Annotated in this window: 17 protein-coding genes; 10 read left to right on the top strand and 7 right to left on the bottom strand. The window is 34.4% G+C overall.

What is annotated here, in order from left to right:
• The first annotated feature begins 76 nt into the window (after positions 1-76).
• From Q0975_RS04375 to Q0975_RS04340, 8 genes are all read left to right on the top strand, one after another.
• A complete protein-coding gene (locus Q0975_RS04375) occupies positions 77-1,108 on the top strand; it encodes a rhodanese-related sulfurtransferase (RefSeq protein ID WP_299433635.1) in 1,032 nt (343 codons plus the stop codon).
• Positions 1,109-1,255: 147 nt separating this feature from the next.
• Positions 1,256-2,539, top strand: coding sequence for a regulatory iron-sulfur-containing complex subunit RicT (ricT, locus tag Q0975_RS04370; RefSeq protein WP_299433632.1), 1,284 nt, complete (start codon positions 1,256-1,258; stop codon positions 2,537-2,539).
• Positions 2,523-3,020 (top strand): gliding motility lipoprotein GldH, encoded by a 498-nt coding sequence (locus tag Q0975_RS04365; protein WP_299433629.1) that lies wholly within the window; start codon positions 2,523-2,525, stop codon positions 3,018-3,020. Before ricT ends, Q0975_RS04365 begins: the two co-directional genes overlap by 17 nt.
• A gap of 1 nt (position 3,021) precedes the next feature.
• Positions 3,022-5,352 carry a transglycosylase domain-containing protein gene (locus Q0975_RS04360; RefSeq protein WP_299433626.1) on the top strand — a complete coding sequence of 777 codons (2,331 nt, stop codon included), beginning with the start codon at positions 3,022-3,024 and terminating at the stop codon, positions 5,350-5,352.
• A 24-nt stretch (positions 5,353-5,376) separates the two neighbouring features.
• Positions 5,377-7,698, top strand: a complete 2,322-nt coding sequence (locus Q0975_RS04355; RefSeq protein WP_299433623.1) for a transglycosylase domain-containing protein — start codon at positions 5,377-5,379, stop codon at positions 7,696-7,698.
• An 89-nt stretch (positions 7,699-7,787) separates the two neighbouring features.
• Complete coding sequence (locus Q0975_RS04350; protein WP_299433620.1) at positions 7,788-8,489, top strand: CoA transferase subunit A; 702 nt, start codon at positions 7,788-7,790, stop codon at positions 8,487-8,489.
• A gap of 39 nt (positions 8,490-8,528) precedes the next feature.
• Positions 8,529-9,164, top strand: coding sequence for a peroxiredoxin (locus Q0975_RS04345; protein ID WP_299433617.1), 636 nt, complete (start codon positions 8,529-8,531; stop codon positions 9,162-9,164).
• A gap of 31 nt (positions 9,165-9,195) precedes the next feature.
• Entirely contained in the window at positions 9,196-9,852 is a 657-nt protein-coding gene (locus tag Q0975_RS04340; protein WP_299433614.1) for a 3-oxoacid CoA-transferase subunit B, read from the top strand.
• Positions 9,853-10,557: 705 nt separating this feature from the next.
• On the opposite strand, the gene Q0975_RS04335 is transcribed toward Q0975_RS04340, so the two are convergent.
• The 4 genes from Q0975_RS04335 to Q0975_RS04320 form a co-directional block, all read right to left on the bottom strand.
• A complete protein-coding gene (locus Q0975_RS04335; protein WP_299433611.1) occupies positions 10,558-11,067 on the bottom strand; it encodes a GNAT family N-acetyltransferase in 510 nt (169 codons plus the stop codon).
• A 104-nt stretch (positions 11,068-11,171) separates the two neighbouring features.
• Positions 11,172-15,089 carry a fibronectin type III domain-containing protein gene (locus Q0975_RS04330; protein ID WP_299433608.1) on the bottom strand — a complete coding sequence of 1,306 codons (3,918 nt, stop codon included), beginning with the start codon at positions 15,087-15,089 and terminating at the stop codon, positions 11,172-11,174.
• 213 nt (positions 15,090-15,302) lie between these two features.
• Positions 15,303-16,262 (bottom strand): alpha/beta fold hydrolase, encoded by a 960-nt coding sequence (locus Q0975_RS04325; RefSeq protein ID WP_299433605.1) that lies wholly within the window; start codon positions 16,260-16,262, stop codon positions 15,303-15,305.
• Positions 16,262-17,263, bottom strand: coding sequence for a bestrophin family ion channel (locus Q0975_RS04320; protein WP_299433602.1), 1,002 nt, complete (start codon positions 17,261-17,263; stop codon positions 16,262-16,264). Before Q0975_RS04320 ends, Q0975_RS04325 begins: the two co-directional genes overlap by 1 nt.
• Before the next feature lie 216 nt (positions 17,264-17,479).
• On the opposite strand from Q0975_RS04320, the gene Q0975_RS04315 reads away from it, so the two are divergent.
• Positions 17,480-17,956, top strand: a complete 477-nt coding sequence (locus tag Q0975_RS04315; RefSeq protein WP_299433599.1) for a thioesterase family protein — start codon at positions 17,480-17,482, stop codon at positions 17,954-17,956.
• Here the strand turns inward: Q0975_RS04315 and Q0975_RS04310 are convergent.
• Positions 17,948-18,841, bottom strand: a complete 894-nt coding sequence (locus tag Q0975_RS04310) for a DMT family transporter (protein ID WP_299433596.1) — start codon at positions 18,839-18,841, stop codon at positions 17,948-17,950. The two genes, Q0975_RS04315 and Q0975_RS04310, sit on opposite strands and share 9 nt — an antisense overlap.
• Positions 18,834-19,187: an ArsC/Spx/MgsR family protein gene (locus Q0975_RS04305; protein ID WP_299433593.1), complete on the bottom strand. Its 354-nt coding sequence runs from the start codon at positions 19,185-19,187 to the stop codon at positions 18,834-18,836. Before Q0975_RS04305 ends, Q0975_RS04310 begins: the two co-directional genes overlap by 8 nt.
• 100 nt (positions 19,188-19,287) lie before the next feature.
• On the opposite strand from Q0975_RS04305, the gene Q0975_RS04300 reads away from it, so the two are divergent.
• Complete coding sequence (locus Q0975_RS04300; protein ID WP_299433590.1) at positions 19,288-19,743, top strand: DinB family protein; 456 nt, start codon at positions 19,288-19,290, stop codon at positions 19,741-19,743.
• Here the strand turns inward: Q0975_RS04300 and Q0975_RS04295 are convergent.
• Positions 19,738-20,490, bottom strand: coding sequence for a DUF3298 and DUF4163 domain-containing protein (locus tag Q0975_RS04295; protein ID WP_299433587.1), 753 nt, complete (start codon positions 20,488-20,490; stop codon positions 19,738-19,740). The two genes, Q0975_RS04300 and Q0975_RS04295, sit on opposite strands and share 6 nt — an antisense overlap.
• Positions 20,491-20,544: the final 54 nt, after the last annotated feature.

The raw sequence follows: 20,544 nt of genomic DNA, 5'->3' as shown, positions 1-20,544 counted from the left end.
GGATTTTTTATTTACGCTATGATTCGTACTTTTGCAGAAAGTAAATAATTTCTTTTAACTTAAAAATTAGTATAGCATGCAACTGTACAATAAATTAAGTGCAAAGGAGAGAGCTGATCTTATCGATGAGGCTGGTACAGATCGTCTTACACTCTCTTTTTATCAATATGCACATATCGGGAACACTGAAATTTTCAGAAATCATCTTTTTATACATTGGGATGAACTAGATGTTCTGGGTAGAATCTATGTGGCCAGCGAGGGGATTAATGGTCAACTGTCAGTTCCAGCACCAAATTTTGAAGCATTCAAAAAACATTTAGATAGTATTTCTTTCCTGGAGAATGTGCGCCTTAATATTGCCAGAGAACAGGATATCAAATCCTTTCTTAAATTGAAAGTAAAGATTCGTAAGAAAATTGTAGCGGATGGTTTAAACGATGAAACTTTTGATGTTACCAATAAAGGGGTTCATGTTGATGCAGAGAAGTTTAATGAATTGATTGAAGATCCTGATACTGTATTGGTGGACATGCGTAACCATTACGAAAGTGAGATTGGTCATTTCAAGGGAGCAGTAACCCCAGATGTAGATACCTTTAGGGATTCTTTGGATATTATTGAGGAGGATCTAAAAGAACATAAAGAAGACAAGAAACTAGTAATGTATTGTACCGGAGGAATTCGATGCGAGAAAGCAAGTGCGTATTATAAACACAAAGGGTTTAAAAATGTATTTCAGTTAGAAGGCGGAATTATAGAATATGCCAGACAGGTAGAAGAAAAAGGACTGGAGAATAAGTATTTGGGAAAAAACTTTGTTTTTGATCATCGAAGATCAGAACGAATTTCTGAAGATGTTATAGCTAATTGTCATCAGTGCGGAAATCCTTGTGATACTCATGTAAATTGCGAAAATGAAGCGTGTCATTTGCTATTCATTCAATGCGAATCGTGTGCAGTTGAAATGAATAAATGTTGTTCTATAGAATGTAAGGAGGTTATTAGCTTATCCTATGAGGAGCAAAAAGCGTTAAGAAAAGGAAAGGGTAATAGTAATAAGATCTTTAAAAAAGGACGTTCGGAAGTACTAAAATATAAGCAGTAATACTAAAATGATTTAGATACTATGGTTTTAAAAGAAATCATAGTATCTTTATCGATTAAGATGTCGGATGTGTAAAACGCCTGACCCGAGTAAGAATCATATTTGCTGTGGTTTTATCACAGGCAAATTTCAATATAGCAAGAGAATATGGGGTGTAGTAGTTGTTCCTCCGGGAAAGACGGACAACCAAAAGGATGTAAGAATAATGGTACATGCGGTACAGATGGTTGCAATAAATTAACTGTTTTCGATTGGTTATCTAATATGTCACTTCCCAGTGGTGTGGCACCTTTTCATTGTGTAGAGATTCGTTTTAAAAACGGACGTAAAAGCTTTTTTAAGAATACAGAAAATCTATCCTTAAGTATTGGAGATATAGTAGCAACAGAAGCTTCTCCAGGTCATGATGTAGGTATAGTTACGCTTACTGGAGAGTTAGTGCGTATCCAAATGAAAAGGAAAAAGGTCGATGTAGAAAGTGAGGATGTTAAAAAGGTATATCGAAAAGCATCACAAAAAGATATAGATATTTGGCAAAAAGCTAGAGACCGTGAGCAGGCTATACAGGTCCGTTCAAGAGAAATAGCAATTCGTCTAAAGTTGCAGATGAAAATTTCTGATATAGAATTTCAGGGCGATGGCTCTAAATGTACGTTCTATTACACGGCAGAAGATCGTGTAGATTTTAGACAATTGATTAAAGAATTTGCACAAGAATTTAGTACTAGGATAGAAATGCGTCAGATAGGTTTTCGTCAGGAAGCTGCTCGATTAGGAGGTATTGGCTCTTGTGGAAGAGAATTATGCTGTTCTACCTGGTTAACCGATTTCAGATCTGTAAATACAAGTGCTGCCAGATATCAGCAATTGTCCTTGAATCCACAAAAATTAGCAGGACAATGCGGAAAATTAAAATGTTGCCTTAATTATGAACTCGATGCATACATTGATGCTTTAAATGAGTTTCCTAAAACAGAGGTTAAACTACAGACGGAAAAAGGTACAGCGGTATGCCAAAAAATTGATATTTTCAAAGGATATTTATGGTATGCTTATGAAGGAGAATGGATGAATTGGCACAAAATTTCTGCAGATCATGCCAATGAAATTATCGACGCAAATAAGAAGAAAGAAAAGGTAGCAAGTCTTGAAGAATTTGCATCAGAACTTCTTGAAGATACTAAAGTTGATTTTGAGAACGTTGTAGGACAAGATAGTTTAACACGTTTTGATCAGCCAAAAAGAAGTAATAGAAGAAAGAGTAAAAATCGAAGCAGAAATAAAAAGAAAGTTTCTGTGGAAAAACAAAAACCTACTTCTCAAAAAACAAAAGAAGGTAATACTGAGAACAAAGATTCAAATAGAAAAAAGAATACTCAACGTAATAGAAAACGTAAACCACAGCAACGCAAGAATGATGATAAATCTTAGATTCTTAATATTGCTGTTTCTATTAATGGGTATGTCTTCTTGTGATGACAATCGAGTTTTTGATAAATATGAAACGGTATCAGGTTCCTGGGAAAAAGACGAAAAAATTAGTTTTATATTACCAGAACTTGATTCATTACAGCAATATAATCTATTCATAAATGTAAGAAATACTAATGAGTATAGGTATAGTAATTTGTTTTTGATTAGTGAGATGGAGTTTCCTAATGGCAAAATAGTTACAGATACCTTAGAGTATGAAATGTCTGAACCAAATGGTGAGTGGTTAGGAACTGGTTTTTCAGATCTGAAAGAAAATAAACTGTGGTATAAAGAAAATGTAAGTTTTGCAGAAAAGGGAACCTATAAAGTTATACTTCAGCATGCAATGAGAAAGAATGGAGAGACATTAGGAATAAACTCTCTAGAAGGAATTACAGACATAGGTTTTAGAATAGAATTTGCACAAAACCCTAGATAATATGGCTAAAGCAACACCCAAGTCAACAAGAAAGACATCAAAAGCAGCTCAAATAAATGTGATCAAATATATCAAGTGGTTTTGGATCACGTTTGCATCAGGAATATTTTTAGTTATTCTCTTATTTCTACTTGCTAGTTGGGGAGTTTTTGGAGAAATGCCTGGTTTTGATGAATTAGAAAACCCGCAAAATGATTTGGCAACTCAGATTATTTCGTCTGATGGAAAACAAATAGGAACCTTTTTTAAAGAAAATAGAACTCCAGTTAATTTTGAAGATTTAGCTCCAGATTTAGTGAATGCATTAGTCGCAACAGAAGACGCACGCTATTATGAACATTCTGGGATAGATGCAAGAGGAACGATACGTGCCTTTGCTTTTTTGGGTAAGAAAGGAGGAGCCAGTACTATAACACAGCAGTTAGCAAAACTGCTTTTTACAGGAAAAAGATCGAAAGGATGGCAGCGATATACTCAGAAGATTAAGGAGTGGGTAATTGCAGCTCGATTAGAGAGACAGTATACCAAAGATGAGATTATGACCATGTATCTCAATAAATATGATTTCCTTAATCAAGCAATAGGTATAAGTTCTGCATCTCGTATTTACTTTAATAAAACTCCAAAGGATCTTAAGAAAGAGGAAGCAGCAGTACTAGTAGGTATGCTTAAGAATTCTGCACTTTTTAATCCTTTAAGAAGACCCGAATTGGTGAAAAACAGAAGAGATGTGGTTTTGTCTCAAATGGCTAAGTATGAATATATTACTACTCAAGAAAAAGACAGTTTACAGCAATTAGAGCTAAAATTAGACTATGCACCAGAAGGTCACTCTGATGGAATTGCTACTTATTTTAGAGAGTATGTGAGAAGTTGGATGGGTAACTGGGTGAAAAAAAACCCTAAAGGAGAGGATGAAGATGGAAATACTAAGTATTATAATATTTACAGAGATGGATTAAGAATTAATGTTACCATTGATTCACGTATGCAGAAATATGCTGAAGAAGCTGTGGAGGAACATATGTCTAATCTACAAAAAGAGTTTAGTAAGCAGGAAGAGAAAAATAAAACAACGCCTTTTAGAGATTTAACTAAAAGTGAAGTAGAGGGTATTGTTAAAAGAGCTATAAGGAGTTCTACGCGAAGAAAGAAAATGCTAACTCAGAATAAAAGTGAAGCAGATATTTTAAAATCTTTTGACGTTAAGACTGAGATGAAAATATTTTCTTGGAAAGGATATATTGATACTATTATGACTCCAAGGGATTCTATTTTATACTATAAAGGTTTCCTTAGGTCTGGTATGATGTCTATGGAACCACAGACAGGTCAAGTTAAAGCTTGGGTTGGCGGTGTAGATATAAAACATTTTCAATATGATCATGTGTATCAAGGAGCACGTCAGGTAGGTTCTACATTTAAACCTTTTGTGTATGCTACAGCGATAGATCAACTGAAGCTATCCCCTTGCGATACATTACCAATGTCTCAAATTACTATTCCTGCTGGATCCCATGGCGTGATGGAAGATTGGACTCCAAAGAACAGTGATGCAAAGTATACGGGATACCTAAGTCTAAAAGAGGCACTAGCAAAATCTGTGAATACTATTTCTGCTCGTTTAATGGACCGTATAGGACCAGAACCTATCGTAAGACTGGCAAAGAAATCAGGCGTAGCTTCAGAAGTTATCGAAGTGGCTTCTATAGCATTAGGATCTGTAGATCTTAAGTTATCAGAAATGGTAGGTGCGTATAGTACTTTTGCTAATGAGGGGATTTATAATAAACCAGTAATGATTACCAGTATTGAGGATAAAAACGGTACAACTTTGTATCAATTTGAGCCAGAAACACGAGATGTAATCAGTAAAGAGGCAGCATATGTTACACTAAACTTATTAGAAGGAGTTACGCAATCAGGTTCTGGAGCTCGTCTTAGATCAGGGCCTTCTAACAGATATGATTACAAAAATGTAATTACAGGATATCCTTACGAATTTAAAAATCCAATAGCCGGAAAAACAGGAACTACTCAAAATCAAAGTGATGGATGGTTCATGGGGATTGTTCCTAATTTATGCACGGGTGTTTGGGTTGGAGGAGATGACAGGGCAACACATTTTAATTCTGTAAGATATGGGCAAGGAGCTACAATGGCGTTACCAATATGGGCTTTGTATATGAGGAAGTGTTATGCTGATAAAACATTAAAAGTATCTAAAGATGGTTTTAAAAAACCAGAAAATCTAACAATAGAAGTAGATTGTAAAGAGTTTAATAAAAGTATTAAAGTAGAGGATACAATAGATGATGAGTTTGGTCTTTAGTAGGATGTAATCTATTAGATAAGAATGAAACAATCAGTGTCCAAAGAAAATCATATAAAACCAATTAATTTTAGTGTCAGTAGATATATTAAATATTTTTGGATAGGTTTCACCTCCATTCTGATAATCATAATTTTATTATTCCTTTTAGCTAGTTGGGGTGCTTTGGGAGAAATGCCAACCTTTGAGCAATTGGAAAACCCTAGAAATGATTTGGCTACCCAGATTATATCTTCTGATAGAGAGCAATTAGGAACTATTTTTAAGCCCAATGAGAATAGAACTCCAATTAATTATAATGATTTACCGCCACATTTAATAAATGCTTTGATAGCTACAGAAGATGTTCGTTTTTATGAACATTCAGGAATCGATGCACGAGGCACTCTTAGAGCTTTTACTTCTTTTGGTAGAAGAGGAGGTGCAAGTACTATTACACAACAGTTGGCAAGATTACTTTTTATAGGTATTAGATCCCGAAATATGGATAAGTATACTCAGAAAATTAGGGAATGGGTAATTGCTGCACGCTTAGAAAGACAATACACAAAAGAGGAGATCATAGTGATGTATCTTAATAAATATGACTTTGCGAGACAGGCTATAGGAATAGGATCTGCATCAAGAATCTATTTTAATAAAAAATCTATAGATCTAAAAGTAGAAGAGTCGGCAATGCTTGTGGGAATGCTGAAAAGTGCAACTATTTATAATCCGAAAACAAGATTAGAAAAAGCCTTAAATAGAAGAAATACTGTATTAAGTCAAATGGCTAAATATGGATACCTAACAGTTGAGGAAAAAGATAGTTTGAAACAATTACCACTAAAATTAAATTATACTCCTGAAGGATATTCTGAAGGTAAAGCGACTTATTTTAGAAGGCAAGTAAAGAAATGGGTAGAAGAATGGATTAAGAAGAATCCCAAGGGAAAAAATGAAGCAGGAGAATTAGAGTATTACGATATTTATAGCGATGGCCTTAAAATTCATGTTACTATTGATTCTCGCATGCAAAAATATGCTGAAGAATCGGTTTTACAGCATATGAGTAATCTTCAAAAAGAATTTGATAGACAGGAAAGAAAGAATACTACTTCACCATTTAGAGGCATTTCTAAGCAACAAATAGATCAAATCATAAACCATGCTATCAAAACTTCTCCAAGAAGAATAAAAATGCTAAAGCAAGGTAAAAGTGAAAAAGAAATTCTTGCTTCTTTTGATAAGAAAGTAGATATGAAAGTATTTTCTTGGAATGGAATTATGGATACCATAATGACTCCTAGAGATTCTGTTTTATATCATAAAAGATTTTTGCATACTGGATTAATGTCTATGAATCCACAAACTGGAGCAGTAAAAGCTTGGGTGGGAGGTATTAACTATAAATATTTTAAGTATGATCACGTGAATCAAGGAGCAAGACAAGTAGGATCCACATTTAAACCATTTGTTTATGCCACTGCTATTGATCAATTAAAATATTCTCCTTGTTATAAAATGCCAAGAGCAAAAGTGACGATTCCAGTTGGTAAGCATGGAGTGTCAGGAGAAGATTGGACTCCAACTAATACAGATGATAATTATATTGGATCTATAACGCTTAAAGATGCATTGGCGGGATCCGTAAATACAGTTTCTGCGCGATTAATGGATAGAATAGGACCAGAACCTATTATCAATTTGGCTAAAAAATTAGGTATTCAATCTGAAATAGATTCCGTAGCTTCAATTGCTTTGGGAACAGAAACTCTTAAACTTTCTGAGATGGTAGGCGCCTATAGTGTCTTTGCTAATGAAGGAATATATACAAAACCAGTCATCATTTCTCATATACAGGATAAGAATGGAACATTGCTTTATGGTAATTTTCCGGAAAAAAGAGATGTAATTAGTAAAGAATCTGCTTATGTAACACTTAATTTGATGGAAGGAGTTACAGAAACGGGATCAGGTAAAAGACTAAGGACGAAAGCTTCTAGTCAATATATTTATAAGAACGTGGTTACTGGTCATCCATACGGATTTACAAATCCAATCGCAGGAAAGACGGGAACTACTCAGAATCAAAGTGATGGATGGTTTATGGGAATTGTTCCTGATCTGTGTACAGGAGTTTGGGTAGGAGGAGATAATAGATCGACACATTTTAAATCTACAAAATATGGAGCAGGAGCAACTATGGCACTTCCGATTTGGGCTTTGTATATGAAAAAATGCTATGAAGATGTAAATTTGAATATATCGAAATCTGAATTTAAAAAACCGGAAAACCTTTCCATCCAGCTTGATTGTGAAGTATATGAAAAAAGCATTAAGGTTGATGATGAACTACGTATTTAATTTCTGAAATAAATATTTCTAAAACTATTAGTCTTCAAACGTTTTAGTACTATTTTTTTAGTACTTTTAATCTGCTAAAATTGAACATTATGATTCGTAAAACGGTGGCTGGAGTTATTGAAGCTACAGAAGGTGTAAAAGATAATATGACTTTTATGCTTGGAGGTTTCGGGCTTTGCGGAATACCAGAAAATTCTATTGCAGAACTAGTTAAAAAAAACATAAAAGGATTGACCTGTATCTCTAATAATGCCGGTGTTGATGATTTTGGTTTAGGGCTTTTACTTCAGCAAAAACAGATCAAAAAGATGGTTTCTTCCTATGTGGGTGAGAATGATGAATTTGAGCGACAAATGTTAAGCGGAGAGTTAGACGTGGAGCTTATTCCCCAAGGTACACTAGCGGAGCGATGTAAAGCCGCTCAAGGAGGTTTTCCAGCATTTTACACACCAGCAGGTTATGGTACTGAGGTAGCTGAAGGGAAAGAGACTAGAGAATTTAATGGTAAAATGTATATACTGGAGAACGCTTTTAAGGCGGATTTTGCTTTTGTAAAAGCCTGGAAAGGCGATGAAGCTGGAAACCTTATTTTTAAAGGTACCGCAAGAAATTTTAATCCTTGTATGTGCGGAGCGGCAAAAATTACAGTAGCGGAGGTAGAGGAATTAGTTCCTGCTGGTAGTTTAGATCCTGACCATATACATGTTCCTGGGATTTTTGTACAAAGAATTTTTCAGGGAGAAAAATATGAAAAAAGAATTGAACAACGAACAGTTCGAAAAAGGGAATAATTACAAGCTTTTTTTAAAAACTTAAAAAACACATATATCATGGCGGCATTACGATTAGGAGATGAAGCACCAAACTTTATTGCGCAAACGACAGAAGGAGAAATTGATTTTCATAACTGGCTAGGAGATAGTTGGGGTATTTTATTTTCGCATCCTGCGGATTATACACCTGTTTGCACTACAGAGCTGGGAACTGTTGCTAAGTATACGGATGAGTTTAATAAACGGAATGTAAAAGTAGCTGCACTAAGTGTTGATGATGTAGCATCTCATCTAGGATGGGTTAAGGATATTAATGAAACGCAGCATACAACGGTTAATTTTCCCATTATTGCAGATGAAAATAGAAATGTATCTGAGTTATATGATATGATACACCCAAAAGCAGATAGTCAATTAACAGTGCGATCTGTTTTTGTGATTGCGCCTGATAAAACTATAAAACTAACAATTACATACCCTGCATCTACCGGACGTAATTTTGATGAGTTATTGCGAGTAATTGATTCGTTACAATTAACGGCGTATCATAAGGTAGCTACTCCTGCAAACTGGAACCAAGGAGATGACTGTGTGATAGTTCCTTCAGTTAGTAATGAAGATATACCTTCATTGTTTCCTAAAGGTCATAAGGAGATTAAGCCGTATTTAAGAATGACGCCACAGCCAAATTAGAATTAGTTATATAATATAGAAGAAGATTAGTATGCTTGATAAAAATGGAATAGCAAGACGCATAGCGAAAGAACTTCAGGATGGATATTTTGTAAACCTAGGGATAGGTATCCCGACGTTGGTGGCAAATTATATCCCTAAGGGAATAGAAGTAGAGTTTCAGAGTGAGAATGGAGTTCTGGGTATGGGGCCATTTCCATATGAAGGAGAGGAAGATGCTGATATTATCAATGCAGGTAAGCAAACTATTACCACAATGCCTGGTGCTTCTTTTTTTGATTCTGCTGCAAGTTTTAATATGATACGGGGACAACACGTAGATTTAACAATACTAGGTGCTATGGAAGTTGCTGAGAATGGAGATATAGCTAATTGGAAGATTCCTGGTAAAATGGTAAAAGGAATGGGTGGTGCTATGGATCTCGTTGCTAGTGCGGAAAATATCATTGTGGCAATGATGCATACCAATAGGGTAGGGGCGTCTAAATTACTTAGTAAATGTTCACTGCCGTTAACAGGTGTGAACTGTGTCAAGAAGGTGGTTACGAATATGGCTGTTTTAGAAATTACCGAGAATGGATTTAAATTGTTAGAAAGAGCTCCGGGAGTGAGTATTGAAGATATAGAAAAAGCTACAGAAGGAAAGCTTATAATTGATGGGAATGTACCCGAAATGGTCTTAGATTGATTTAATCAAATTCTATTTACAGGTATACGGTTATTAAATAAACTGCTACGAATAATAAATCAAAAAATAATACGTTATTGTATAAAAGGCGAAAAAACAGATAAACTGTAGGAAAAAGACTACTTATCTGTTACTGTTTCTACTTACCTAAACCTTTACTTTAACCTATAAATACAATGAAAACGCTAATAAATGTTAAAATTTAGTGTATTTTGTCGATTTTAATGGTATTTAAACGTTATTTCCAATAATATTTTGCATATTAGCATTCCCTATAAAGAAGTACAGTTTTTATTGTTCTCTTTTTAAAATATTAATTAAGTTTTAACCCTCACACATTGCCCTATTATGAAAAAGCGTATAAATCGTCTACAGAAGTCAGTTAAGCCTACAATCGAATTGATTTCTAACTGTATGTATTTAGCAAAGAAAGTATTTTTGTTTTAACAAAAACTATTGTTTTTGTTATGTGATTTTTTGTTGTTAATTAATCGTAACCTCCCCAAGTCGCGATGAATAAACCTGTTAGTCTATTGAGCTTAACAGGTTTTTTTGTACGTAAATATGTCGTTATAGTTCATCTTCTTCCATATTAATGATTGTTTTTACACACTAGTCAATTTTAATTTCTTTACGCTATTTTCTACGAAATTAATTCATTGACATTTTGGCGATACATTTTATTTGATGATGATGATTTTTTGTTTAAACATGATATTCATACAACATAAGGTCTTCATCATCATTGGGAATATTAATGATTTTGATAAAGGAAAAGTCTAACTTCTCTAATAGTTTTTGTGAAGATTTGTTTTCTGGTATGGTGATAGCACTTATCTTTTTTATTCCGAATAGAGAAATACCAGCCTCCTTTATTTTCAGAGCGCTTTCATATGCATACCCTTTCCCTTCATATTCTGGTAAAAAAGCAAAGCCTATATCAACACCTTCTATTCCTTCTCTATCATATAAACCACAGCAACCAAGTTTTTGATTATCCGATTTTCGAATCACTGTATAATTAGAGTATCCTAATCGCTTTAGTTGAGGCATCATTTTTTCGGTAATATAGTGTTCTGCATCTTCGATAGATCTAACATTTCGATCTCCAATGTTTTGTAACCATTTAGGAGAGTTAAGTAGTTTTAGATAAAAAGCGGCATCTTCAATGGTTGCAGGTTTTAATAAAAGTCTATCTGTTTCAAAGTGTTCCATAGTAAATGTCATTCAATTAGTAAAGAATAACAAGTATACAAAAAGCCCTGAAACATTTTTGCTTCAGGGCTTCTATAAAAATTAAGGTTATCTATCTATAATTTTTATTCTTTTATAAAACGAGTAGTTTGTGTACCCACTTTTAACATATATACTCCAACCTCTAGTTGTTGAACATTTATCGTATTAGAGAAGCTTCCTTTAAGTACTTCTTGTCCTAATAGGTTATGAATTGAAAATTCTTGACTTCCTTTATTTCCAGCAATTACATTAAGAGTCGCTCCTTTTAGAGGATTAGGATAAACCGATAATAACACAATTGGTGGTCCTAGAAGGTCATCAGAAGTTGTAGCGAATGATGTTGTAGTTCCACAAGCTCCAAGATTAGTCCAACCTGTAGCAGTTCTTTCAAATAAGTTACCTTGATATGTAACTTGATCTCCAGTTTGGTATGATTGAGAGCTACTCCATTCTGAAACTCCTTCACAAATATCTGTTGATCCACCACCACCAGATGTATTGGTTAATGAAAGATTATCTATTGCAATATCAGCTTGCCAAGTCGATCCTGTAATTCTGTTAAAACGTAATTGCACTCCTCCACCTACATAAGCGGCAAGATCAATACTAGCGTCTAACCAAGAATTTCCTTTATTACCTGATTCACTCCAAAGGCTTGTCCAAGTTGCACCGTCATCAGTACTAGCTTCTACAGCGATACTTCCCATATCTGTTGCTCCATACATATGGTAGCTAAATGATAAACTTGCTTCCGAAAGACTAGAAAGATCATAACAAGGAGAATTCAATATTGCTTGTTTGTTAGGGTATCCAGTTCCATTACCAGACGCTTCTACAAAAATGTAATATGAACCTTGTGTTGCAGAAGATGGTCCTGTTCCGCTAGAAGGTGTTCCATTAGCATCAACTGTCCAGTTAATATCATCAGCAGTTGATTGAGTCCAAGCTCCTAATGTATTTTCAAATCCTTCAGCATAAGGGAAAGAAGAAATACCAGATGTACATCCTCCTCCTGTAGATCCACCAGTAGTGGTAACATTTACTGTATTACTAAATGCTGATTCATTTCCAGCAGCATCTTTTGCTTTTACGCTAAATAGGTATGCTGTATCAGCAGTTAATCCAGTTATGTTAGTTGATGTACCTGTAGCTTCACCTAAATTGGTACTTCCTTGGTATACGTCATAGGCTGTTACACCTACATTATCTGTAGCAGCATTCCAAGATAAAGTCAACGTAGTTTCTGCAACATTAGATGCAGCTAATCCTGTTGGTGCTGTTGGTGCTTGCGTGTCAGGAGGAGTTGCTGTTGTAACATCAACTGTATTACTAAATCCAGATTCGTTTCCAGCAGCATCTTTTGCTTTTACACTAAATTGATATGCAGTACTTGCTGTTAATCCTGTTACATTAGTAGTAGTTCCTGTAACTTCTCCTAAAATAGTACTTCCTTGATATACATCATATGCAGTTACACCTACGTTGTCCGTAGCAGCGGTCCAAGATAACGTTAATGTAGTTTCAGCTACATTAGATGCAGTTAGTCCAGCTGGTGCTGTTGGTGCTTGTGTATCTCCTTGAGAAGCTCCTATTGTTACTGTATAATCTTCTACTTCTCCATATTGAAATGATTCACAAGAAGTAGGTACTCCATTATATTTCATAGAAACACGCATTCTTGTGTTTCCGCTTGCAGCACTTGCTGGTACTGTGAAGCTTCCACTGACCGGTGTAGTTTGAGTAGCTGCTTGAGTCCATACTTGTTCTCCAGAATCTGTGAATACACCGTTTTGGTTGTAGTCAATCCATACGCTATATCCTTCACTATAAGTTGTACCTGTCCAGGTTGGTGTTACAGTAATCGTATTAGAACTTCCTTTTGCAATTGAGGTAGAAATAGATGTGAAATCGCTATAACCACCACTTCCTGCACCAGAAGCATTATTAATTGTTCCTAGTTGTACATTACCAATATATTCATCAGCAACACTATTACCATTAGACGCACAATAGTTTAATTGAACTTCGGTAGTAGTAAAAGTTGTTGATGCGCTATATGAAGAAGTTGTTCCATCAGAACAAGTACTTCTTACCTGAGCTTCATAAGATGTAGTAGCAGTTAATCCAGAAATTACATAAGAAGTTCCACCTGCTGACTGAGTTGTCCAGCTTGAAGTACCCGTTTGACGATATCTTACGTCAAAAGATGCACCAGGAATAGCGGTCCAGTTAATAGTTGCTGTATCAGATCCCACATTAGAAGATCCTACTCCAGCTGGTAAAGTAGCATTACAAACTACAGGTGTTCCTGTTAATCCAGTTACTACAAGTGAGAAATTTTGGCTTCCGCCAACTAAAGATCCTTTGTTCGTTACCGTTATTGTGTAAGAACCTGATGCATTAGCTACATCAATTCTTTCGTATGGATCTACTGTGTTGTCACCTGTTCCATTTGTTGTTACTCCTGTTAGTCTGTAAGGGCTATAGGTTGTAGAATTTTTTGTAACCCTAATATCTAAATCGTTTACTAAAACAGCTGTATTTGAATTGGTAGCAGTAGTTGCAGTACCTGCACGATCTGTCCAAGAGATAGAAGCCATTAAAGGGTTTACTCCATCAGAATCAACTGTAATTGAATATGTTTGACCACTATTTAAAGTTAATTCTTCAACCTTAGATTCATTTCCATTTGCAGAAATAGTTTCAGCAGCAGCTTTAGTGTTCATTAATCCCCATCCATATACTGCATCGGGTCCAGAAGGTCCCGCATCATCTGCAGTATGAAGTGCCACTCCTTTTAGTGTAGCAGCTCTCATAAAACTTCCGTTTAAGTTATTGTAATGCTGTTGTAATAATAATAGAGATCCTGTAACATTTGGCGATGCCATAGAGGTTCCAGTTATACTAGCATATGCAGTATCACTATTTTCATAAGTAGAATATACACTTGTACCGTTACCAGTAATATCCGGTTTGATTCTAAAGTCATCAGTTGGTCCCTCACTGCTAGAACTATTGATAGATACACTACTCAAAGAACCGTCTGCATTTATACTAGCATCCTGAGCATTGGCAACAACCATATTGTTTTTAGAAGTTGAATGTCCCGTTAATTTATCATAAGAAGAGTTACCATCAAGAGGAGAACCATTGTAACTATTTTGGTTACCATCGTTACCTGCAGCAACTACCATAAGATAGTACGGTGCATTAAACATTACTTCATCCCAAGCTTCAGACTCATCGATATAAGCACCAAAATACTGATCAGGAACTAAATCACTTCTAAAACCATAAGAGTGGTTAGAAAGAAGCATTCCGTTTGCAGCAGCAGTAGTAGCTTCAGCAACATCATTATTCCACATATAGCCATTAACTTTTGCTTGAGATGCCATCCCTTTTGCATTTGCTTGTACACCAGAAGCCATAATAGTTCCTGTTACGTGAGCAGCGTGAAAGTTAAGTTGAAGACCTCCTTCTGTTGAAGTATCCTGTATAGTAACACGATTGTTACCTCCAGCGCCATCATATTCTTGGTGAGAAGCTCTGGCGTGACCACCATCCCATACATAAGCAGTCATGTTTTGTCCATCAAGATTTAATCCTAATGATCCACCACTATTAAGATGATTTGCTCTAGTAGATCTAGCTGCAGCAACATTACTAGTAACATAATAGATAGGACTTCCATCTTCGGAAAGTCTTTGCAGTTCTGCAAAACTTCCATCTTCTAATGTGGTTTTTACTGGCCATCCATTTCTCTGAGCAGCCTGTATTGCAGCTTTTTTCAGAGTAACAGCTTTTTCAGTATTCTGTACTTGTAGTTGATTAAGTTTAGAAATATTACTTTTTGACCTAATTTCGGATCTGGCTTCTTTTGATTGCGCAAATACTCCAGTAGATAGGAGAAACATTGTAGAAAAAACTAGCGTGTGTAGTTTTCCAAACCTTTTTGGCATAAAGCCAAATACCCCAGTAAGGTTTTTGTAACTTTTTTTCATTTTTATTGAGTTTGAGTTAGCTATAATTTAATTTCCTTGATGATTTGATAAGGAAACGACCAAAACTCTTAAAATATTCCTAATAAAAAAAAGATTTTCGATAAAGGGGTAAAAAAGTACCACACAAAACCTTAACATTGGGTTAACATTTGTTTCACTTATAAACTATTGTAAGAAATGTATTACAAAAAAAGGTAAAAACGTTAATCTAACTTACCATTTCTGTAAAAACGCTACGGTTTTATGTTCGTTATAATATGTTTCTCCGCGAAGATAAAAACCTACATGACCTCCAAAATTTGGGGTTTCTAAAAACAAATTAGCGTTTTCTTTAGCTTCTTCTGATGGATAGCAAGAGTCTCCAAGAAAAGTGTCATTTTTAGCGTTGATAATAAGTGTTGGTATCTTAATGTTCTTTAAAAACTGCTTACTACTGCATTTTTGATAATAATCAATAGCATCAATATATCCGTGCGCTTTACTGGTATATAGATCGTCAATATCCATAAGAGATTTGCAAGCATTGATATCTGATTTGCTAATTCTATCTGGGAAAACGTCTTGCCTTTCAAGTAATTTTTTCTTTAAACTTCTAATAAAACGTTGTTGATAGATAAAATTATAAGGCTTGTTAATTGCTAATAAAGAATCATAAAGATCGCAGGGGACAGATACCGTAACAGCAGATTTAACTTGAGAAGGAATTGTTCTTTCTCCTAAATATTTTAATGCAATATTTCCTCCAAGGCTGAATCCACATATAGAAACAGTACCATAATCTTTTTCAATAATGTGTGTGATAATGGAGCTTAAATCATCGCTCACTCCCGCATTATAGGATCTGTATAACCGATTTACTTCTCCACTACAATTGCGAAGATTTACTGCTGCTACATCCCAATGATTATTGTTTAGATGTCTCGCTAATCCTGTGATGTATTGTCGTTGAGCATTGCCCTCTAAACCATGAATTAATACAGCCACCCGTCTCGTAGATTCCGAATTAGCTCCATAACTCCAATCTATATCTATAAAATCACCATCATCTAATTCTACTCGTTCCCGTTGTTGATCAATTCCATTGACTTTTCTCAATAAATTAGGAAATATGGTCGAAAAATGACCATTTCTAAAAAAGTAAGGAGGCGTATATTGTGATGTTATTATAGGCATTAATACAAGATATTATCTTTTGGTTTTTCTTTTTCCGGAAGGTTTTTTTCATCCAGCATATCCCTTAGGTCAATCTCAATAGTTTTGCATAAAGCTGTCATCGGAACATCATTAATTCTTCCTTCAAAAGGATCTTCACTATTGCTGCCAATTTTTTCCATGGTAGTAAATATCCAAGATACTAATACTGATAATGGGATCATCAAAAAGATAAACCATGGTTTTAAATGATGTGTCATATCACTGAGTTCGTTTTCAAAAACATTGAGTAAACCGAAAGGCAATAGTAACACAAAAATCCAAGTAAAAACGGTACTGAAATAAGCATATTGTCTTGGGAAAGGAGTGTTTTTGATTCGCTCACATTTTCCTTGGAGATTGTATAATTCTTCCAATACTCCGTGAAAAAGCTGTTTGTCGAATTCAGTGATCTTTCCATTATTATATAGCTCTTGGAGATGTAACCCTTGATTTTTTACTAAATGCGTTGCTGCGTTTTTTCTTTGTAATAAATCGGTATATTCTTCTATTGTAACAAATTGCTTTGTGGCATCACAAGCAGGGTTTTTTTCTCCATGTTTTTTAACAAGACGCTCTACAGAAGCGTTTTCTTTTATAGAAAAAGAAGTTGGTTGTCTTAGTTGTATGCGAAGGGCATTAATCCAGGCAATATGTCGATAAATAAGCACTTTTTTTGTTTCCGGATCATCATTAACTAGGCATAAAACTTGATTTGCCCATGTTCTACTATAATTAACAATACCGCCCCAAATTTTTCTGCCTTCCCAAAAACGATCATAACTCTGACTGTTTTTAAAACCAATATAAAATGCTACGGCAATACCGATAACAGTAAGTGGTTGAAAAGGAATATCAATAAAATGCAATTCTAAAAAATGATATAAGGAAAAAATACTTGCGGTATAAAAGGTGAAGAAAAGTAAGTTTCTCCAAGCAAAGCGAAGAATAAGTCCCCAGCCGATATTACGTTTGATGTACATTCGTTAATTTTTGTTCTAAAATAAGAAGACCATGCTGGTTTTCAAAACCTACCTGACAATAATTCCTTTTTAGGAGTAATCAATTAAAAAACATATCGCAAATTTTAATCCCGCGATATGTTTCCATGTATTAGATTAAAGATACAATTTTAACAGGAGTTTATTATGCAAGCATAATAAGTGTTTTGTATTTTTGCAGCGTAAAATTAATTGGATATGTATTTAAAAGAATTCGAAATTAGATGGAATGATATTGATGCTAACCGTCATTTAGGGAACAAAACGTATATAGAGTATGCTGCTCATACACGCATGTCATTTTTATTCGATATGGGTTTTGATCAAAGACTTTTGGCTAAGTTTAATATTGGACCCATTACATTTTATGAACATATCTATTATTTTAAGGAAGTCTTTTATGGAAAACCGGTAAAAGTTTCTTTAGAGTTAGCTGGAATGAGTGAAGATGGAAAGTTTTTTGAATTTGTACATAATTTTTATGACCATAAAGGGAGAAATTTTGCACGTTGCGAAATGATGGGAGCATGGTTAGATCTAAAAACTAGAAAATTAATAGCGCTTCCTGAAGAAATGCTTCAGTTTATGGATAAAGTGGAGCGTCCTGAGAATTTTAAAATTCTTACGAAAGAGGATACTAGAAAATTTGCGAAAATACCTGTTGATTTAAGCTAGTTTTTTCGGTTTTTTAGTAACCAGATATACACCTAGGAATACTAGTAGGGCAGATATGATTTTGACAAGATTTAAAGAATCTGCACCCATTGCCATAGCAAAACTAATAGCCAATAGTGGTTGAAGATAAATAAATGCACCAATAGTTGATGCTTTTAATGTTTTTAACGCAAATACATTCAATAAATACGTAAAGAAAGTAGTTCCTATTACTACAAAAATCATTTTCCATATTACATCATAAGGTAGTGTTGTCCATTGTACTTCGCTAAATTCTGAAATTGTAATAGGAAAATTGATAATAACACCAATCAGAAAAAACCATTTCATTAAGGTAAAAGAATGATACTTTGCGGTTAATGGTTTAACCAAAACAAGATAAATAGCATAGGAAGCTGCGTTAATAATAAATAGAATATTTCCCAAAGGGATATTAGGAGCATCTTGTCTAGTTTCTGCTCCAAAAAGAATGAGTCCTAACGCTCCAGAAAAACCTAGTAAAATGCCAACGGATCTCAGTAGTGTAATTCTTTCACTTAGAAAAATGGCAGATAAAATGAATACCAAAATAGGAGAGATGGTAATCATTACTGAACTATTTATAGGGGTTGATAGTTGAAGTCCTTTAAAGAACATCAACATATTAATCACCATTCCAAAAATTGCACATCCAAATATTCTTAGCCAGTCACCACGTTCAATTTTTTGTTTTGGAGCCCATATTGAAGCGAGCCAAAAAAGTGCTGCGGCACCAATAACCCTGAGAAGGATAAAACCAAAAGGTTTAATATATGTAGGCATTACTCCTTTTGCCAAGGTGTGATTAATTGCGTAAATCAAACTTGCACCAAAGGCCGCAAGTAATGCTACCGATCTCTTATCCATTAATAGCTGTATTTGCAGCTTCTACCACTTTTTTACTATTTCCAATAAATATTTGGTTATCATACAGAATTACAGGACGTTTTAAGAAGGTATAATGTTCGAGTATTAAATCCCTATAATCGTTTTCAGTAAGCTGTTGGTTTTTTAAATCTCTTTCTTTATACAGTCTTGCTCTTTTGCTAAAAAGAGATTCATAATCACCTACAAGAGATTTCATTCCTTCTAGTTGCTCAGGTGTAACAGCTTCTACTTTAATGTCTTGCAGGGTGAAATCTGAAGAAGGGTTTAATTCGTTTAGAATTCGCTTACAGGTATCACAAGTAGATAGATGGTATATTTTTTTCACGGAAAATTATTTAAAATGTCAAAATCAACACAAAGGAAATTCATTTCACAATGAAAACTCATATTTTTGGCTAAAAATTAAGAACATTTACAAAGTAGATATGAAGGATCAATTAGAAATTACAAGAACCAATAGAAGATTGCTGGCGAAACTCATGGATAACTATTCATTAGAGGATCTTAATAAAGTCCCTGAAGGGTTTAATAATAATTTGATTTGGAATATTGCGCATGTAATTGTTACACAGCAGTTGTTAGTCTATAAGCTAAGTGGATTGTCTTTAGTGATTGATGATGAAATGGTAAGCTTATATATGAAAGGCACAAAAACAGAAAGAAACGCATCACAGGAGGAAGTAAATGTTGTTAAGGAATTGTTGTTTTCTACTTTGGATAAAACAGAAGAGGATATTAATGCGGGGATTTTTAAGGAGTATAAAGAATACCCTACAAGTACCGGTTTTGTGCTAAAATCAGTAAAGGATGCATTTAGTTTCAATAACTTCCATGAAGGAATCCATTTAGGGTATATCTTGGCGCTTAAAAAGTCATTATAATATATTTACAGAGAAATATTCTGCTACTTTTTCTTTATTAAATTTTAGTTCAATCGCCCCTTCAGCGTATGAACTGATTTCATATTGGTTATATAGTAATATTAGATGAGTATCTGTTAGACCAATGTTAGTGGGAAGCACAAATGTGTCATTTTCAAAAAAGAATCCTGTACTATTTATAGATGTATTCTCGGGGATTTCATGAATTTTCCTAAAAGCTTTTTCTGCAAAGCTTGAAAACTCGATGTTGTTTTTTATCAAATTTTTGTTGTCTATGACTTCACCAGTTTTTAGATTCATATTTAGGTATGTAGAATTACCGCTTCCGTGAGCACCTCCAGTAAAAATATAAGAATCTATAAGGACTGAAAGTAGAGTTGAATTTTGAAAACTTATATCACAATTAATACTAGCTTCATATGGAATAATTTCTTCAGGAAACTCTTTTTTCATTTCTTGATAAGAATTATTAAAGCTTTGAACGGCTTTTTCCATAGTAGACAATGAAGAATCATCTTCGAGGTTTAAAGCAGTGCAAGCAGTTTTTTCTATCTCTAGATTGATTTTTTTAGACATTTCATTTTCAGTAATGGACTCCAATAGAAAGATTTCCGTAATCGCACAATCGGTGGTTTGACAGTCGAAAAAATCATCAATAGCGATAGTTCGCTTCTGGAAAGTGAGGGATTCATTTGTTTCGCAGCTACTAAAACAGACTAGAAATACTAGAAAAAAAATGAACTTCAACTTTGTGTTAGTTTTTGTGTTAATCATCTACTAAAGGTATTCAATGAAATATGA

Origin of the sequence: uncultured Aquimarina sp. (genome assembly GCF_947500065.1) — a bacterium.
Lineage (GTDB): Bacteria > Bacteroidota > Bacteroidia > Flavobacteriales > Flavobacteriaceae > Aquimarina.
This window is presented reverse-complemented; position numbering and strand designations above follow the sequence as displayed.

Excerpts from the sequence above, each read along its gene's own strand:
- Q0975_RS04375 (WP_299433635.1), top strand. The coding sequence starts at position 77 with ATGCAACTGTACAATAAATTAAGTGCAAAGGAGAGAGCTGATCTTATC.
- ricT (WP_299433632.1), top strand. The coding sequence starts at position 1,256 with ATGGGGTGTAGTAGTTGTTCCTCCGGGAAAGACGGACAACCAAAAGGA.
- Q0975_RS04365 (WP_299433629.1), top strand. The coding sequence starts at position 2,523 with ATGATGATAAATCTTAGATTCTTAATATTGCTGTTTCTATTAATGGGT.
- Q0975_RS04360 (WP_299433626.1), top strand. The coding sequence starts at position 3,022 with ATGGCTAAAGCAACACCCAAGTCAACAAGAAAGACATCAAAAGCAGCT.
- Q0975_RS04355 (WP_299433623.1), top strand. The coding sequence starts at position 5,377 with ATGAAACAATCAGTGTCCAAAGAAAATCATATAAAACCAATTAATTTT.
- Q0975_RS04350 (WP_299433620.1), top strand. The coding sequence starts at position 7,788 with ATGATTCGTAAAACGGTGGCTGGAGTTATTGAAGCTACAGAAGGTGTA.
- Q0975_RS04345 (WP_299433617.1), top strand. The coding sequence starts at position 8,529 with ATGGCGGCATTACGATTAGGAGATGAAGCACCAAACTTTATTGCGCAA.
- Q0975_RS04340 (WP_299433614.1), top strand. The coding sequence starts at position 9,196 with ATGCTTGATAAAAATGGAATAGCAAGACGCATAGCGAAAGAACTTCAG.
- Q0975_RS04335 (WP_299433611.1), bottom strand. The coding sequence starts at position 11,067 with ATGGAACACTTTGAAACAGATAGACTTTTATTAAAACCTGCAACCATT.
- Q0975_RS04330 (WP_299433608.1), bottom strand. The coding sequence starts at position 15,089 with ATGAAAAAAAGTTACAAAAACCTTACTGGGGTATTTGGCTTTATGCCA.
- Q0975_RS04325 (WP_299433605.1), bottom strand. The coding sequence starts at position 16,262 with ATGCCTATAATAACATCACAATATACGCCTCCTTACTTTTTTAGAAAT.
- Q0975_RS04320 (WP_299433602.1), bottom strand. The coding sequence starts at position 17,263 with ATGTACATCAAACGTAATATCGGCTGGGGACTTATTCTTCGCTTTGCT.
- Q0975_RS04315 (WP_299433599.1), top strand. The coding sequence starts at position 17,480 with ATGTATTTAAAAGAATTCGAAATTAGATGGAATGATATTGATGCTAAC.
- Q0975_RS04310 (WP_299433596.1), bottom strand. The coding sequence starts at position 18,841 with ATGGATAAGAGATCGGTAGCATTACTTGCGGCCTTTGGTGCAAGTTTG.
- Q0975_RS04300 (WP_299433590.1), top strand. The coding sequence starts at position 19,288 with ATGAAGGATCAATTAGAAATTACAAGAACCAATAGAAGATTGCTGGCG.